Origin of the sequence: Marinobacter sp. M5B (assembly GCF_042604615.1) — a bacterium.
Lineage (GTDB): Bacteria > Pseudomonadota > Gammaproteobacteria > Pseudomonadales > Oleiphilaceae > Marinobacter > Marinobacter salarius.
Genome location: NZ_CP156894.1, coordinates 2,284,973 through 2,300,905 on the forward strand (window position 1 = coordinate 2,284,973; position 15,933 = coordinate 2,300,905).

At 55.2% G+C, this 15,933-nt stretch carries 16 protein-coding genes; 11 read left to right on the forward strand and 5 right to left on the reverse strand.

From position 1 onward, the window contains the following. Nucleotides 1-5 precede the first annotated feature (5 nt). From AAGD24_RS10345 to AAGD24_RS10380, 8 genes are all read left to right on the forward strand, one after another. A complete protein-coding gene (locus tag AAGD24_RS10345) occupies nt 6-1,109 on the forward strand; it encodes an ABC transporter ATP-binding protein (protein WP_379864980.1) in 1,104 nt (367 codons plus the stop codon). A 6-nt stretch (nt 1,110-1,115) separates the two neighbouring features. Beyond that, the gene (locus AAGD24_RS10350) at nt 1,116-2,582 is read left to right on the forward strand and encodes a mannitol dehydrogenase family protein (RefSeq protein ID WP_379864982.1); all 1,467 of its coding nucleotides are present in this window, start codon (nt 1,116-1,118) and stop codon (nt 2,580-2,582) included. A 26-nt stretch (nt 2,583-2,608) separates the two neighbouring features. Then, nucleotides 2,609-4,249, forward strand: coding sequence for a glucose-6-phosphate isomerase (gene pgi / locus AAGD24_RS10355; protein ID WP_379864983.1), 1,641 nt, complete (start codon nt 2,609-2,611; stop codon nt 4,247-4,249). Beyond that, on the forward strand, nt 4,246-5,235 hold the full coding sequence (locus tag AAGD24_RS10360; protein WP_379864984.1) for a carbohydrate kinase: 990 nt from the start codon (nt 4,246-4,248) through the stop codon (nt 5,233-5,235). The genes pgi and AAGD24_RS10360 overlap by 4 nt, the downstream gene beginning before the upstream one ends. A gap of 202 nt (nt 5,236-5,437) precedes the next feature. After that, entirely contained in the window at nt 5,438-6,229 is a 792-nt protein-coding gene (locus tag AAGD24_RS10365; RefSeq protein WP_379864985.1) for a substrate-binding periplasmic protein, read from the forward strand. A 67-nt stretch (nt 6,230-6,296) separates the two neighbouring features. Beyond that, a complete protein-coding gene (locus tag AAGD24_RS10370; RefSeq protein WP_136633807.1) occupies nt 6,297-6,758 on the forward strand; it encodes a (2Fe-2S)-binding protein in 462 nt (153 codons plus the stop codon). Next, nucleotides 6,755-9,088 carry a molybdopterin cofactor-binding domain-containing protein gene (locus AAGD24_RS10375; protein ID WP_379864986.1) on the forward strand — a complete coding sequence of 778 codons (2,334 nt, stop codon included), beginning with the start codon at nt 6,755-6,757 and terminating at the stop codon, nt 9,086-9,088. Before AAGD24_RS10370 ends, AAGD24_RS10375 begins: the two co-directional genes overlap by 4 nt. 2 nt (nt 9,089-9,090) lie before the next feature. After that, nucleotides 9,091-10,083 (forward strand): XdhC family protein, encoded by a 993-nt coding sequence (locus tag AAGD24_RS10380; protein WP_379867332.1) that lies wholly within the window; start codon nt 9,091-9,093, stop codon nt 10,081-10,083. Nucleotides 10,084-10,145: 62 nt separating this feature from the next. On the opposite strand, the gene AAGD24_RS10385 is transcribed toward AAGD24_RS10380, so the two are convergent. Then, nucleotides 10,146-10,646 carry a lactoylglutathione lyase family protein gene (locus tag AAGD24_RS10385; protein WP_151982154.1) on the reverse strand — a complete coding sequence of 167 codons (501 nt, stop codon included), beginning with the start codon at nt 10,644-10,646 and terminating at the stop codon, nt 10,146-10,148. 93 nt (nt 10,647-10,739) lie between these two features. Here AAGD24_RS10385 and AAGD24_RS10390 point away from each other — a divergent pair, with 93 nt between their 5' ends. Further along, complete coding sequence (locus tag AAGD24_RS10390) at nt 10,740-11,615, forward strand: LysR family transcriptional regulator (protein ID WP_085680705.1); 876 nt, start codon at nt 10,740-10,742, stop codon at nt 11,613-11,615. Nucleotides 11,616-11,644: 29 nt separating this feature from the next. Here the strand turns inward: AAGD24_RS10390 and AAGD24_RS10395 are convergent, their stop codons facing one another. Both AAGD24_RS10395 and AAGD24_RS10400 read right to left on the reverse strand, forming a co-directional pair. Continuing rightward, the gene (locus tag AAGD24_RS10395; protein WP_379864988.1) at nt 11,645-12,178 is read right to left on the reverse strand and encodes a hypothetical protein; all 534 of its coding nucleotides are present in this window, start codon (nt 12,176-12,178) and stop codon (nt 11,645-11,647) included. Nucleotides 12,179-12,192: 14 nt separating this feature from the next. Further along, nucleotides 12,193-13,095 (reverse strand): LysR family transcriptional regulator, encoded by a 903-nt coding sequence (locus AAGD24_RS10400; protein ID WP_226909917.1) that lies wholly within the window; start codon nt 13,093-13,095, stop codon nt 12,193-12,195. A 77-nt stretch (nt 13,096-13,172) separates the two neighbouring features. Here AAGD24_RS10400 and AAGD24_RS10405 point away from each other — a divergent pair, with 77 nt between their 5' ends. Then, a complete protein-coding gene (locus tag AAGD24_RS10405) occupies nt 13,173-13,904 on the forward strand; it encodes an SDR family NAD(P)-dependent oxidoreductase (RefSeq protein WP_085680699.1) in 732 nt (243 codons plus the stop codon). Between the two features lie 26 nt (nt 13,905-13,930). Then, nucleotides 13,931-14,515, forward strand: a complete 585-nt coding sequence (locus AAGD24_RS10410; RefSeq protein ID WP_085680697.1) for a 2-hydroxychromene-2-carboxylate isomerase — start codon at nt 13,931-13,933, stop codon at nt 14,513-14,515. 103 nt (nt 14,516-14,618) lie between these two features. Here the strand turns inward: AAGD24_RS10410 and AAGD24_RS10415 are convergent, their stop codons facing one another. Continuing rightward, nucleotides 14,619-15,188: an NADPH-dependent FMN reductase gene (locus tag AAGD24_RS10415; protein WP_036207193.1), complete on the reverse strand. Its 570-nt coding sequence runs from the start codon at nt 15,186-15,188 to the stop codon at nt 14,619-14,621. Between the two features lie 139 nt (nt 15,189-15,327). Then, nucleotides 15,328-15,912, reverse strand: a complete 585-nt coding sequence (locus AAGD24_RS10420) for an antibiotic biosynthesis monooxygenase (protein ID WP_379864991.1) — start codon at nt 15,910-15,912, stop codon at nt 15,328-15,330. Nucleotides 15,913-15,933: the final 21 nt, after the last annotated feature.

Genomic DNA, 15,933 nt, shown 5'->3' on the forward strand with positions numbered 1-15,933 from the left:
TTCCCATGGCTAACTTAACAATAAAGAACCTCAAGAAATCCTTCGGGGAAACAGAAATTCTCAAAGGCATCAATCTTGAGATTAAAGACAATGAATTTGTGGTGTTTGTCGGACCATCAGGGTGTGGCAAGTCGACCCTGCTGCGCTCCATCGCGGGCCTGGAAGAGGTGACCGGCGGCCACATTCTGCTGGATACGAAAGAGATCACCGATTTGGCCCCGGCCAAACGGGATCTGGCAATGGTGTTCCAGAGCTACGCCCTGTATCCCCATATGTCCGTACGCAAAAACATGTCGTTTGCACTGGAACTCGCTAAAGAGAAAAAAGAGGTTATCCATAACAAGGTAGCCGAAGCGGCCCGAATTCTGGAGCTGGACCCGTTGCTGGAACGCAAACCCAAAGAGCTGTCCGGTGGCCAGCGCCAGCGGGTGGCCATTGGTCGTGCAATTGTACGCCAGCCCAAAGTATTCCTGTTCGACGAGCCGCTCTCTAATCTGGACGCTGCACTGCGGGTACAGATGAGACTCGAGCTGGCCAGACTTCACCACGACCTTAACGCGACCATGATTTACGTGACCCACGACCAGGTCGAGGCTATGACTCTGGCGGATAAAGTCGTTGTGTTGAATCAGGGCCGGATCGAGCAGGTAGGCACGCCCCTCGACCTTTACCGTAACCCGGCCAACCGATTTGTCGCAGGTTTCCTTGGGATGCCCAAGATGAGCTTCCTGCCGGGCAAAGTAACCGCACTTGATGCCTCAAGCGTCACGGTTGAACTGACCTCCGGTACTACAGTGACCTTGCCCGCGGCCAGCGAACACCTGAGTCAGGGCAGTGCTGTCACCGTTGGCGTTCGGCCGGAAAACATCGATGTGGTTGAACCCGGCGAGAGCTCACTGACCGGCCACATGGACATCGCCGAAAGCCTGGGTAGCGATACCTATTGCTATGTAAAGACCGATGGCCAGGAAACGCTGACTGTCCGCATGCCCGGCAACTTTGCCTGCAACTACGGTGATCGCATCGGTTTACGCCTGCATGTGGATGAGTGCCACTTGTTCGACGAGCAAGGCAATGCCGTTCAGAAACACAGCCGATTGGCAGCGTGACATCTTATGAAACTGAATAACTCAGCATTGGACCAACTGAGTCCAGAGGTGTCCGTGCCTGCTTACGAACGAAGCAACCTCGGACACGGTATCGTTCATATTGGCGTGGGCGGATTCCACCGTGCCCATGAAGCGGTCTATACCCACCAGCTGTTGCAGGCAGGTGGCAGCCCGGACTGGTCGATTTGTGGTGTTGGGCTGCGTGAAGGTGATCGAGCCATGCATCAGGTGTTGTCTGATCAGGACCACCTCTACACCCTGATCGAGCTCGGCGCCGACCGCACCAATACCCTCAGTGTCATTGGCTCCATCACCGGTTTCATGTTCGCGCCTGATGAGCAGGACGCTGTCATTGAGAAAATGGCGAGCTCCGAAGTGAAGATCGTCTCGCTGACGATTACCGAGGGTGGCTACAACGTGGACGACAACACCGGGAGGTTCAATGAAAACCACCCGGACGTTCTTCACGACCTGGAAAACCCGCAGCAACCGCGCACGGTCTTTGGCTATCTGACTGAGGCACTATGCCGCCGACGCGAGCGTAATCTGCCGCCATTCACCGTCCTGTCGTGTGACAACCTGCCAGAGAACGGCCAGGTGGCCCGCGGTGCCCTGTTGAGCTTTGCCCGCCTGAGGGATGCCGATCTTGCAGGCTGGATCGGCGAAAAGGTGAGTTTCCCTAGCAGCATGGTTGACCGCATTACACCGGGAACCCATGACAAACATCGCCAGTGGCTGAAAGAGAACTACGACCTGGAAGATGGCTGGCCAGTTATCTGCGAGCCTTTTTATCAGTGGGTGCTGGAGGATGATTTCTGTAACGGTCGTCCGGAATGGGAAGCGGTGGGTGTTCAGTTCACCGACGACGTCGCCCCTTACGAGCGCATGAAAATCCGCCTGTTGAATGCCAGCCATTCCGCTATGGCCTACCTCGGGTATCTTTCCGGTTATCGATATACCCACGAGGTCATGGCGGATGATCGGTTCAGCCGTTTTATTCGCAGCTTCATGGATGAAGACGTGACACCGATACTGGGAGAAATTTCAGGCATCGATGTGCCCGCGTACAAGCAGACCCTGATCGAACGCTTCTCCAACCCTCAAATGGGCGACGAGTTGGCGCGGCTGTGTATGGACGGCTCCAGCAAAATACCGAAGTTCCTGGTGCCGACGGTGCAGACACTGGTGAACGAAGGACGACCGCTGTCTCGTGTTGCCATGATCATTGCCAGCTGGGCGCTCTACCTCCGTGGCAAAGATGAGCAGGGACAATCGCACGAAATCAATGATCCCATGGCCCCCCGGCTGCAGGCGGCCGTTGAAGAGAGAGCCAACCTTACCCCGGAGTTTCTGGGGATGGCAGACCTTTTCGGGACCACCCTCGCCAGCTCCAGCGACTTTGAAGAGACCTTCGATAGGGCACTCGACAAGCTGGAAACAAAAGGGGTTTTTGCAGCCCTCAGCGAGACCTGACCTGACGAACATTAGGGAGCACAGATATGAATGCACTGGGCAAATCCGAGTCCTGGAGCATACTGGAACAACTTGCCAACGAGACTCGGAACGACCGGATCGCGGATTATTTCAAAGCGGATCCGGACCGTTTCGATAAGATGAGCCTCCGGTTAGGCGAGCTGTTTCTGGACTATTCCAAGAACAAGGTATCGCCGCAGGTGATGGATGCGCTGTTCGAGATGGCCAAACAGTCGCCGTTGGAGTCGCGCCGGGAACAGATGTTCTCAGGAGAAACCATTAACGTCACCGAACAGCGTCCGGTTCTGCATACCGCCTTGCGCAACCTGGGTGATGCACCGATTGTCGTGAATGGCCAGGACGTCATGCCAGAGGTTCGGGCCAGCCTGAACAAACTCAGGGCCTTCACCGAGCAGGTCAGGAACGGACAATGGCTGGGCTATACCGGCAAGCGCATTCGCGACGTTGTAAATATCGGCATCGGCGGTTCAGACCTTGGGCCCAGCATGGTGTGTCGCGCCTTGCTTGATTACCAGCATCAGGAAATGAACGTCCACTTCATTTCCAACGTCGACGGCCGTCACCTCAAGAAAGTGCTGAAAGGGCTGGATCCGGAAACCACTTTGTTCGTTGTGTCGACCAAGACCTTCTCTACCCAGGAAACCCTGTTGAATGCGAACAGTGCCAAGCGCTGGTTCCAGGCGCAGACGCAAAGCACCACAGCCGACATGGGCCAGCACTTTGTCGCGGTGTCCACCAACATCAACGCAGCAACGGAATTTGGCATCCGCGAGGACAGCATCTTTGAATTCTGGGATTGGGTAGGTGGCCGCTATTCGCTCTGGTCCAGCATTGGCTTGCCCATTGCCTTGAGTATCGGGTTCGAAGCATTTATCGAGCTGCTTGAGGGCGCTTTCATAATGGACCAGCACTTCCGGGAGGCACCTTTTGAGGCCAATATGCCGGTCGTGCTGGCTCTTATCGGCATCTGGAACATCAATTTCCTGGGCGCCGAAACCCAAGCGATTATTCCTTACGATCAGGCGCTGCACCAATTACCGGCGTTCCTCCAGCAACTGGATATGGAAAGTAATGGCAAGTCAGTGGACATCGATGGCAAGCCGGTCAGCCACGCCACCGGTCCCATTGTGTGGGGGCAAACCGGCTCCAACGGTCAACATGCGTTCTTTCAGTTACTGCATCAGGGCACACGCTTCGTTCCCATCGACTTTATTGCGACGCTGAGACCCGAGGACGACACCAAAGACCACCATTTTGCCTTGATGACTAACATGCTAGCTCAGGCCAACGCCTTTATGAATGGCGACACCCAGAACGACCAATACGCCAGTTGCCCAGGCAATCGCCCAAGCAACGTGCTGCTGATGGACGAACTGACGCCCCGAAATCTGGGCGCCTTGATTGCTCTGTATGAACACAAGGTCTTTGTGCAGGGTGCTATCTGGAACATCAACTCCTTTGACCAGTGGGGCGTGCAGTTGGGCAAGCGGCTGGCCAACGATATCAGCCGTGATATTGAACAACAGAGCGACAAGTACGATCCGTCAACCCAGGGATTGATGGACATCGTCAAACAGCACCTGAACACGGGTACAGCCAATTCGGACCCAGCGATGGAAAAGATGGAAGAGGGGAGCAGTCGATGATCAAGGTTATTTCATTCGGTGAAGCCCTGGTGGACATGCTCTCAAGCAGGGTGAGCGAAGACCAGGCTGAAAACTCTGATTCGGTCAACGAGCGCTTCACAAAGTTTCCAGGTGGTGCACCTGCCAACGTAGCCGCTGCGATCGGTAAGCTCGGCGGCGACAGCTATTTCGCCGGAAAAGTGGGCGCTGACATGTTCGGTGATTTTCTCGTTAAATCGCTGGAAGCCATGCATGTGCGAACGGACTATCTGCTGCAAACCAGTGAAGCGAAAACTGCCTTGGCCTTTGTGTCACTGGATAAGACCGGAGAGCGAAGTTTCGAGTTCTACCGGGGACCATCGGCTGACCTGTTATTCGCCCCACACGAATTCCAGCCAGAATGGTTCGATGACCGCGGCATTTTCCATTTCTGCTCCAACACGCTGACTGAACCGGGCATTCTGGAAGCAACCCAGGCGGGACTGGAAAAGGCCAGAGCAGCGGGATGGCTGGTGAGTTTTGATATGAACCTCAGAAATAACCTCTGGCCCAAAGGCACAGATCCATATGCTCCGGTGTGGGCCTGTGTGGAGCAAGCGGATCTTGTGAAGCTATCCGCAGAAGAACTGGCCTTCTTGTGCAGACACCAGAACGAAACCAAGGTGTTGCAGAAAATCTTGAAGGCAGGCGCTTCTTTGGTGTTGGTTACAGACGGCGGAAAGCCATTGCGTTACTTCACCTCATCTCATTATGGCTCCATCGAGCCACGAAACGTGCAGATGGTTGATAGCACCGCCGCCGGCGATGCGTTCGTTGGTGGGTTGCTCTATCGGTTGTCGGACCTGGATATAACCGCTGCCAGTCTTAGGGCGTTGGGCGAAGACCCCGAGCAACTTGAAGACATACTGACCTTTGCCAGTGCCTGTGGTGCGCATGCGGTGACTCATGCAGGCGCCTTCACCTCTTTGCCAGGCCTGGAGGAAGTTTCGGCTTACCTACCCGGATAGGGGCCTGCCCGACGTAGCCCTAGCCAGCTCTACCCACCTGCGCACACTCTCCTACAGATCCCCTCCGACAGGTGCCATGCATCCATCGTGGTAGCGAGCGTTACCTTTCGGTCGGTGTCTGTCACAATTGTCTATACTTATCAGACTATAGAAACGGTGACGCCCGCCGTTCTCGAACCCAAAGCGCAGTGGGGCGCCTCTCATGCAGCGTGCAGTATCAGTTGTCATACATTACGGGGTTATCGCGGTGTTGCTGGTGCTTTATGGAACCCTAAGCCATGCAGCCGCACCATCGTCGAAGATAAAGATCTGTTATGAACCCTGGGACCCATACATCTTTAAGGATCATCAGGGAGAGATGCGCGGCATTGCCGTGGAACTGATGAATGCCGCGCTCAATGATCTGGAGCTGATCGCTGCCTACGAGGAATTGCCGTTTAAACGCTGTATTTCAGAGGTTCAGTCAGGCGCCTCAGACATCGCCGTACCAATAACAGAGGGGCGGGACAAGCTTCTGCACTCGCGAACGATATTTGCTCACTGGACATTGGCTGCGATCGTACCTGAGAGCCTATCCATTGAGGGGCCGGTGACGCTTGAGAAGCTGGATGACCTTAGCGTGCTGATCATCAGCGGGTATGTTTACCCGGACAATATCACGCGCTGGGCAGAGACCCATCAGGATATTGTCGAGATCACCTATTCCGCTGATGGCGAGGGAATGGTGCCTTTCCGCATGCTCGAATTCGGGCGGGCCGATGCATTCATAGAAGACAACTTCTGGAGCGCCAATCTGATCCAGGATCACGATCTGGCGCTTCGCGTTCTGGAACCAGCGCTTGGTTCTTCGGTCAGTGTGGCCGGTTATCGCAATGAACTTGCCGGTCTGCGCGATGACATTGATCGAGTCCTTGCATCAAGGGGGCAGGCTTTCAGAGACGAGCTGTTTAAGAAATATACCGGTTATGCCGAGTCGTTTTTCTCCGGTCAGTGAGCTCAAGCTTCCCCAGCAACGTAAATCGTGCAACACAGTGCGTGGAACACAGTGAAGGGAGAGACCAATGATTAACCTGACCATAAACGGACAGCTGCATGAACTGGACGTCCCCGACAATATGCCATTGCTTTGGGCCATTCGGGACGTTGTCGGCATGAAAGGCACCAAGTTCGGGTGCGGTATCGCCCAATGCGGTGCTTGTACGGTTCATCTCGATGGGGTCGCCACCCGATCATGCATAACGCCGGTCTCCGCAGCTCAGGGAGAGATTACGACCATAGAGGCCATGGCCGACGACCCGGTTGGCAGCAAAGTCCAGCAGGCGTGGCTGGACCTGGGTGTGGCCCAGTGTGGCTACTGCCAGGGTGGCCAGATCATGAATGCCACAGCTCTGCTGAAGAAAACATCGGAACCGGAAACCCAGGAAATCATCGATGCCATGGCGGGCAACCTCTGCCGGTGTGGCACCTACAATCGCATTCTGGCGGCCATTGAGCGGGCTGCGGACAAGGAGGTGAGCTCATGAGCCAATCCGACGACACACTGCTGCTTGCGAATGTCAGCCGCCGCGGTCTTCTCAAAGGGTTGGCCGGAGCATCTGCGCTCCTGCTCGCAGCCCGATGGGATATTGGGCTGGCCAATGAACAGGCTCAATTCGGGGCCGGGGCCATGCCGGGGGGCTGGGTAGACAACCCGAATGTGTTTATCCATATCGACGCCAACGGCCTTGTCACCATCGTCAACAACCGTGCCGAAATGGGGCAGGGTATTCGCACCAGCCTGGTTATGGTGGCCGCGGATGAACTGGGCGCAGACTGGGACCGGGTTCGCGCGGAACAGGCAGACGGCGATCAGGATAAGTTTGGCAACCAGAATACCGATGGTTCCCGCAGCATGCGTCACTGGTACGACCCCATGCGCCGTGCGGCCGCTGCTGCCAGGCTGATGCTTGAGCAGTCAGCGGCCAATCAATGGGGTGTATCGGTCGACCAAGTAAGGGCGGATGTTCATAAGGTTGTTCATCCTGCCACTGGACGTGAACTCGGCTTTGGCCAGCTTGCAGAAGCCGCACGGGAGCTGGACGTTCCTGGCCGGGACGGGTTGGTTCTGAAATCTGATAGTGAGCTGCGTTTCATTGGCAAGGAATCCGGCCTGATCAATGGCGAGCTAAAATCCATGCACCCCAAAGCAATCGATGGTGAAGACATTGTTACCGGCAAGGCGATTTTTGGCGCCGATGTGGATCTGGAAAACACCCTCTATGCGGTGGTGGCCAGGCCACCGGTCTATGGCGCGACGGTGAAGAGTGTCGATGACAGTGAGGCCCTGAAGATCAGAGGTGTTAAGAAAACTGTACGCATTGATGGCACGGGCCAGCCTGCGGCATTTAATCCGCTCGGGGGTGTTGCAGTAGTAGCCGCCAACACCTGGGCTGCCATGGAAGGCCGCAGAGCTTTGAAGATAGAGTGGGACAATACTCCGGCCGGTAACAACTCCGATTACACATCGGATACTTACCGTGAATCTCTGGAAAAAGCGGCGCAATCGCCGGGCAAGGTTATACGCCAGTCCGGTGATGTTGAGGCCGCTTTGAAAGAAGCCAATAAGCGGGTGTCAGCCACCTACTACATGCCCCATATGGCTCAGGCTCCCATGGAGCCCCCCGTCGCCGTGGTTCGCGTAAGCGGGGGCAAAGCCGAGGCCTGGGCGCCAGTGCAGAACCCCAGGGCGACGCGAGAAGGCATCGCCGGGCTTCTGGAGATCGACCTGGAAAACGTGACCGTTCATCAAACCCTGCTGGGTGGCGGTTTTGGCCGTAAATCGAAGCCAGACTTCGTGATTGAGGCCGCTCAAGTGGCCAAGGCCTTTGAAGGGCAGCCCATCAAACTGCAGTGGTCCCGTGAGGACGACATTCAGCATGCCTACTTCCATGCGGTTTCTGTGGATCACCTGGAAGCGGGGCTCGACGGTAATGGCAAAGCGACCAGTTGGCGCCACCGTACTCTGTCTCCCAGCATTGCATCGCTGTTCGCGCCGGATCCCAAACACAAGGCGGGCTTTGAGCTGGGAATGGGGTTTAACACCATGCCATTCAGCATCCCTGCTATCCGTTTGGAGAACCCGCCGGCACCGGCTCATGTCCGCATCGGGTGGTTCCGCTCGGTGTACAACCTGCCGCATGCGTGGGCCATCCAGAGCTTTGCCCACGAGATGGCGGTAGCCGCCGGCAAGGACCATCGCGATTACGTACTGGACCTGCTGGGGCCAGGGCGTGAGGTTCACAATCTCACGGTGGGCGATGGCTGGAACTACGGTGAAGATCCTGAGATGTACCCGATCGATGTGGGCCGTATGCGCCGGGTTATTGAGCGTGCCACCGAAGAAGCGGGCTGGGGAAAGGAAAGAGCAAAGGGGCGTGGCCTTGGGCTTGCCTTCCACCACAGCTTTGTTTCCTACACCGCCGTCGTCTTTGACGTGGAAGTGGATGACGGCGGGCAAGTGACCATTCACCGCGCCGACATTGCCTTTGATTGCGGGCCGCAGGCCAACCCGGAGCGAATCCGGTCACAGATGGAGGGTTCCTGCGTGATGGGAATCGGCATTGCCCTTCAAAATGAGGTGACGTTCCAGGATGGTGTCGCTCAACAAAGTAACTTCGACAGATATCTGTTGCCGCGAATGCCAAACGCGCCGAAAGTGGTCCGGGTGCACCTGATTGATAATCCCGATGACGCCATGGGCGGTGTGGGCGAGCCGGGGTTGCCACCGGTCGCGCCGGCACTGTGCAACGCCATCTATGCAGCCACGGGGAAACGCATCCGGCGTCTTCCTGTTGGTGATCAGTTGAGTGCATGACCATGCAAAGTCTGGATGCTCGGGTAGTGGAGCAGGCGATCGAATGGTTGGGGAGTGGCCGGACGATCTGGTTGTGCACGGTGTTGTCTACCTTCGGATCATCGCCCAGGGAGCCGGGCTCACTGATGGTTGCCACCTCGGATGGACATCATGTGGGCTCGCTCTCGGGTGGTTGCGTCGAGGAAGACTTCCTCGAGCGCGTTGCCGCCGGAGAGTACGAACAACCTGCTGTTATTGTTCGTTATGGCGACCCGGGCAGCAACAGCCCGGAGAGCCCCCGTATTCGCTTGCCGTGCGGGGGCATTCTCGACGTCCTGGTGGAACGTATGGTTGCCACCGCAAAGACCCGGGATCACCTTGAGCGGATTCAGCAGGCCCTGTCCGGCCAAAATGAAATCGCACGACATATCAGATTAACGGATGCAGTGTGGTGGCTGTCCGATGCTGAACCCACGGGGCCGCGGGTGTTGCAAAATGAAACCGAAGAGACGGTGACGGTTCGTATTGGCCCCGTCGCCAAGCTAATTCTTGCCGGCTATTCAACGGTATCAGAGGCCTGTGCACAGTTCGCCTTAAGCCTTGGTTATGAGGTGGTGCTGTGTGACCCACGGGAGGAAGTCACCAATGGCATGAGCCTGCCGCCGGATGTTGAGTTTGTGCCCCAACTGCCGTCGCTGTATATCGCTTCGCCTGGTGCTTGCACGCCCTCCACAGCGATAGTCGCCGCAACCCATGACCCCCGCATTGATGATCTGGCCATGATGGCTGCTGTCAAAACCTCGGCAAGCTACATTGGTGTGATGGGCTCTGTTCGTACTTCCCAGGCCCGATCCGAACGACTTCGTCGGACTGGTGGCCTGTCAAAGGAAGACGTTGAGCGGATCCACATGCCCATCGGACTCAACCTCGGCAGTAAAACCCCTTCTGAAATTGCACTGGCCATCGTTGCGGACATGGTGCGTGTCAGGCGAGGGCGTTCGCGTGTCGAATTGTGAGCGCCCTTGCTCACACCTAGGTTAACGAAAGGTCGGTGGGTCATTGCCCACCGAATACCGGATTACTCGTAAGCGCCTGCGGAGTAGGTCAGCTCGTAACTGTGGCTGTAGATCTCGAGAATGTTTCCGAACGGATCTTCCATGTAAACCATGCGGTAGGGCTTTTCGCCGGGGAAGTATTCACGAACTGGCATGCGCTGTTTACCGCCTGCCGCAACGATTTTCTCTGCAAGGCCTTCCACGTCCGGGTCCTGGACACAAAAGTGAAACACGCCGGTTTTCCAGTACTCGAAGTTGTCTTCCGGCTTTTCTGCGTTGTTGAATTCAAAGATTTCCACACCAATCCGGTCGCCGGTGGAAAGGTGAGCAATCCGGAAAGAGCCCCAGCCTGCACCAAACACATCGGTACACATGACCCCAATAGGGCTGTCATCTTCCGTGATAGTGGTTTGCGGCATGATCAGATACCAGCCCATTACTTCTGTATAGAACTTCACAGCGGCATCAAGGTCGGTCACCGAAATCCCGATATGGGAAAAACTGCGTGGGTAAGTGGTGCTCATGGTTCTTCTCCTCTGGAAAGTGTAGAACCAGAGTAAGCGGCAATTGCTATAATATAAACAGGTCATTGTTTATCAAATTAATAAGAGTTTCTTATGCTTAATCCCCAATGGTTACGTTCGTTCGTTGTACTTGCAGACGTCGGCAGTTTTACCCGGACAGCCGACCAGCTCGGCCTGACCCAGGCAGCCGTCAGTCAGCATGTAAGACATCTTGAAGAACAGCTGGGGACCCTGGTGATACGGCAACCTCGACGGATGGAGTTAACACCGGCCGGCCACGCACTCCTGGCGTATTGTGATGAGATGGAACAGGCCGATATGCGCTTACGCCTGCGAATGTCGGAAGGCGATAAAACAAAAGGTGAGCTCAGTCTTATCACGCCGGGGAGCTGCGGCTTGCTGCTATACCCACTGTTGCTCGATCTGCAGGAGCAGCATCCTGATTTGGTGGTCCGTCATCGATTTGCACCGGATACGGAAATATTGGATGCGGTCTTGGGTAAACGCTATGAGATCGGCTTGGTTACGGCAAAGCCTGACGATCCCCACTTGACGTCCTCCCACTTCGCCGGAGAGCCACTGGAACTGATTGTGCCGGCAGGGCAATCGGTATCGAGCTGGGCGGATTTGGAGCGATTAGGCTATATCGACCACCCTGATGGCCGGGCCATGGCAACGCGCCTGTTGAGCCGCTGCTTTCCGGGGGAGCCTGGAATCCGCAATATTCCGGTGCGCGGTTTTGTTAATCAGGTAGGCTTAATTCTCGAACCCGTAGCCAGGGGCATGGGCTTTACCGTACTACCGCAATACGCGAGGCAGGCCTTTGCCCGACACAGCGAAATCAAGGTTATGACGCTTGAAAGGGACGTGGTGGATTCGCTCTGGATGATTTCCCGGGCGGAATGGCCCCTGTCTGCGCGCGCTCGCTATGCCATGGAATATCTGAAGCAACAATTAAGAGATCGGTGACAAAAAACGCGAGTTCGTCCGATGGCGCTTCAGTTTGTTTCCAGATGATGCATGATCTGGCGTGCAACGTCTTTGGCGGGTTTCTCCGAGTTATCAATTTCCAGCGTATTGATATGATGAATAGGGAGGAACCTCCACTGCGACAGCAGCTCTGAAAGGTGTTTCTCGCATGAAATTTTGTGGGTCTTTTGGCGCTCAGTACTGCTGGAACGGTTGATTAGCACGTCATGCCTTGGCAAAAGGTGGACAGGGAACACCTGAATATTTTCCGACTCAAAAAAATCGAGATACCGTTTTATTTCATCCCTGTCCTCTTCTGCGCATGTCATGAAGGTCATCGCAATCCGTTGCACTCCCAGTTCATTCGCCTTGGATAGCGCTTGTCGTCGGATCGAGTTGGTGAAATCGTGGAAGTCCTTCTCCCCGAAATCATCATAGATGGACAGGCTGAGGTCCACGGCCAGGTGGTTATGAAAAAGCTTGAAGCCATGTTCTTTCTCAAGCGCTTTGGCAACCGTCAGTTTCCCTGCAGCCGGCGGGCCGTGAAGCCAGACAAGTTTCATTATGATGGGACTCCTTAGTCAGGCCATCGGGCCGTCAAGGCAAAGTCAACAAACCGATCAACTTCGTCCTGATTCTCGCTAATTCCCCACTCAAAACCAATCGACCGTTTTGCTGAGAGTTCAGTAAGTGGACGTTTGACGATATTGGGTGAATCGTAGTGTTCCGGAACGATCGCAATTCCAACACCTTGTTCCACCAGGGACAGTGCACGGTCATCCTGATTGGTTACGTACGCTACGTTCAGGCGCGTGCCAGTTGACTTCAACAGGTGTTGCAGCATTTGTCGATACTCACAATGAGACCGCGAGACAAACGGTTCATTCTCCAGGTCCGCAAGCGTGAGTAACGGTGACTTGCTGAGATGATGGTGAGTGGCCATTGCGACGCTATAGGACTCTGAAAAGAGCGGTTTCGAGTGAGTAAAACGACGACCGTTGCCAGGACGTTCCGTGAGCAGAGTTAAAGCCATATCGATTCGGCCGCTTTCTGCCAGTTTCTCCATTTCTTCCTTGTTCGCGTCAAACACCTGCAATCTTAATCTGCGATTTTCTCGCCGGTAAGGCTCGATCAAGCGGGCAACGTGCGCAATGGATAAGGTGTTTATAACACCAAGCCTGATCATGCGTTGTTGATCGTGATGTTTCAGCTCGTCACGAGCCTTATTGCATTCTTCAACAATTCGAGTTGCGCGCTTCATTAGGGTCCTTCCCGCTGGCGTCAATACAACGTTGCGCTTGTTCCGGGTAAATAGTTTAACCCCAAGTTCATCTTCCAGCTTCGCAATGGATGCCGATAGAGCGGGTTGTGAAACGAACGCTCTTCGTGCCCCGCGAGTGAAACTCTCTGATTCTGCGGCCGCCAGAAACAGGCGTAATTGCTGCAACTCCATAACATAACCATTGGTTGTGGTTGGCATTCATATAATCGATTTTAATTATGTTATTGGGTGGGATACGCTTTTACCAGCATCACAACGGAATAAGGGGAAGGAACATGGGCACGACCGACAAACCCATCGCGCTGGTGGTTGGGGCTGGTGATCATTTAGGGTCGGCGATCGCACGCCGATTTGCCAGGGAAGGATTCCATCTCGTGGTAACCCGTCGCCGGGGAGATCTGGAAAAGCTCGGTCGTGAAATCAGCGACATAGGGTCCACGGCAACGGCAATTCATTCCGACGCCCGTGATGAGACGCAAGTAACGGAGCTGATCAATCGGGTGGAATCAGAGCTGGGCCCTATACGGGTTGCTATCTTCAACGTGGGTGGAAACGTTCGATTCGATCTCTGCGAAACAACCGCCCGGGTGTACCAGAAAGTCTGGGAGATGTGTGCGCTGGCGGGCTTTCTGGTGGGCCGGGAGGTGGCGGCGAAGATGCTGACCCGTAACGAGGGTACCATCCTGTTCACCGGTGCATCGGCAAGCCTGAGAGGTGGGGCCGGTTTTTCAGCCTTTGCGGGTGGCAAGCACGCGTTACGGGCCCTGGCTCAAAGCATGGCGCGGGAGCTTGGACCAAAAGGAATCCACGTAGGTCACGTTATTGTTGATGGACTGATCCGAAACGAGGCGACCGCTGAGTTTCTGCCTGATCTTTATGCCAGTAAGGGGGAGGGTGGCATCATCGAGCCCGATGATCTTGCCGACATTTACTGGCATCTCCATACACAGCCCCGGTCAGCCTGGACATTCGAGCAGGATGCGCGGCCATTTTCTGAGCCTTGGTAAACCCTTTCCAACTAGAGGTAACGATGATGAGTACGAATATCGACTTTTACTATGATTTCATAAGCCCCGCGTCCTATTTCGCATGGATGCGGTTGAAGGAACTCACTGAGGGGACGGGCGCCAATATCAATTACAAGCCGATTCTTCTCGGGGGCATCCTCAAGGCCACAGGCAATACGTCTCCGGTGACCGTCCCAGCCAAATGGGAATGGATCAAAACCGACTTTCAACGCCATGCCGATCACTATGGCATTCCGTTCCAGTTAAATCCTCACTTTATTTTCAGCACCGTCAATGCAATGAGAGGCGCGCTCTGGGCGCTATCGAACGGACAGATCGAATCCTACAACCAGGCAATGTTTTCAGCCGCATGGGCCCAGGGGGAGGACCTTTCATCCCCGGAGGCATTGAGGGCGATCCTAACCAACGCTGGTTTTGATCCGGAACAGGTAGCGGACGCAATGGCTCAGCCGCAGATAAAAACAGCGTTGATCGAGGCGACGGATGCCGCTGCCAAGAGGGGCGTGTTCGGAGCCCCCACCTTCTTCGTCAACGACGAAATGTTCTTCGGCCAGGACCGTATGGACTGGGTTAAGCGGGCGCTTGGATAACCTGGGCCGCCCTCAGCACCAACACACACCTATTGATTAGCGTCCGCAATCGGAATGCCGTGATAGGCTCATGGAGGTGCAGGTGCAGATTCAGCGTCTTCTCTCATCCCTTACGGATCGATTGCAAGGCACTGGCCCATTTCTCCAACTCCTCGAGCATCGCTTTCCCGGAACCTTCGTGATGCTCGCTCGCCTGGAACACCTTATTCTCATCGAGGAGGTTCCAGGGCATCTGAACCATCACGCCCTCCATCATTGGCATCATTTTCAATGTCGTTACCAGCTGTTTCGCGAGTTGCGCCGAGCGCAGACCACCGGATACGCCACCGTAGCTCACAAACCCGCACGGCTTGTAGTTCCACTCGGTGTACACGTAATCCAGCGCGTTTGTGAAGGAGGGGGGAGGGCAATAGTTATACTCGGGGATAACGTAAACGTACGCATCAGCTGCATCGACGCTTTTTGACCACGCCTTGGTATGATCATGCTCGTATTTCTGTAAACGCGGATGGTTTGGTTCGTTGTAGACCGGTAGTTCAAAATCTGCCAAGTCGACAAGCTCCGACTCAAATCGTCCGTCGGCATTGGCGAATTCGTTGAACCATTTAGCGATCGATGGGCCAACCCTTCCAGGGCGCGTGCTGCAGATGATTGTTTGAAGTTTCAGCGTCATAGCAATTTCCCTCAGTGTTGTGTTCCCTAGTGTCCAAACAAGTGCGAAAGGCCGCAGGTCTTTACCATATCTTCCCGCCGGTCGTACGGCAAAACTGCCATAAAACATCGATCTGTACCTCTGCCCCTAGCGCTGTCGACTAACGAAACAGCCAGTTTGCAACGAGTCGAACCACTCGGGGCATGATCAAATAGACCACTAGTGCGACGACAGTGGCTGCGACCAAACCATGACGCACACCCCATAACGCAAGCACTGGAAGTTGATTGAATATGGGCTGAAAGACCATTGGTACGATCAACGTGAGTGGCCAAATAACCGCTGTTGTAATGAGCCATTGTTTCCAGCGAGTAGGCTGTTTGGCTTTCGACGTGGATGGCGTAAACCAATAATCGATGCCAGTCTGAATCTCCACCTGTTCTTCAGAGGCCAGCGCCGGAACGATGTCGGATACCAATTCCCGCCGAACATCGGAGTTCAGCCAAGTATCGGCTTCTTCGGGTTGAGAAAAGCGCACCGCGATTTCAAAGGTGTCATGCCCTTCGGGCGGTCGTACCACATGAACGCCTTGGTGCCCGGAAAACTGGGCTGCGGCGGCAATAATCTGCCTGAGCCAGGTTTCATAGTGGTCACGGTGTCCGGGTTTCACGGTGTGCCGGATTATGATGGATCGACCAGAGTCATAGTGGATGCTTGGGGCGGCGTCTGCCTCTCGTTCGTTCATAGCGTGCTTCCCAATCTTTGA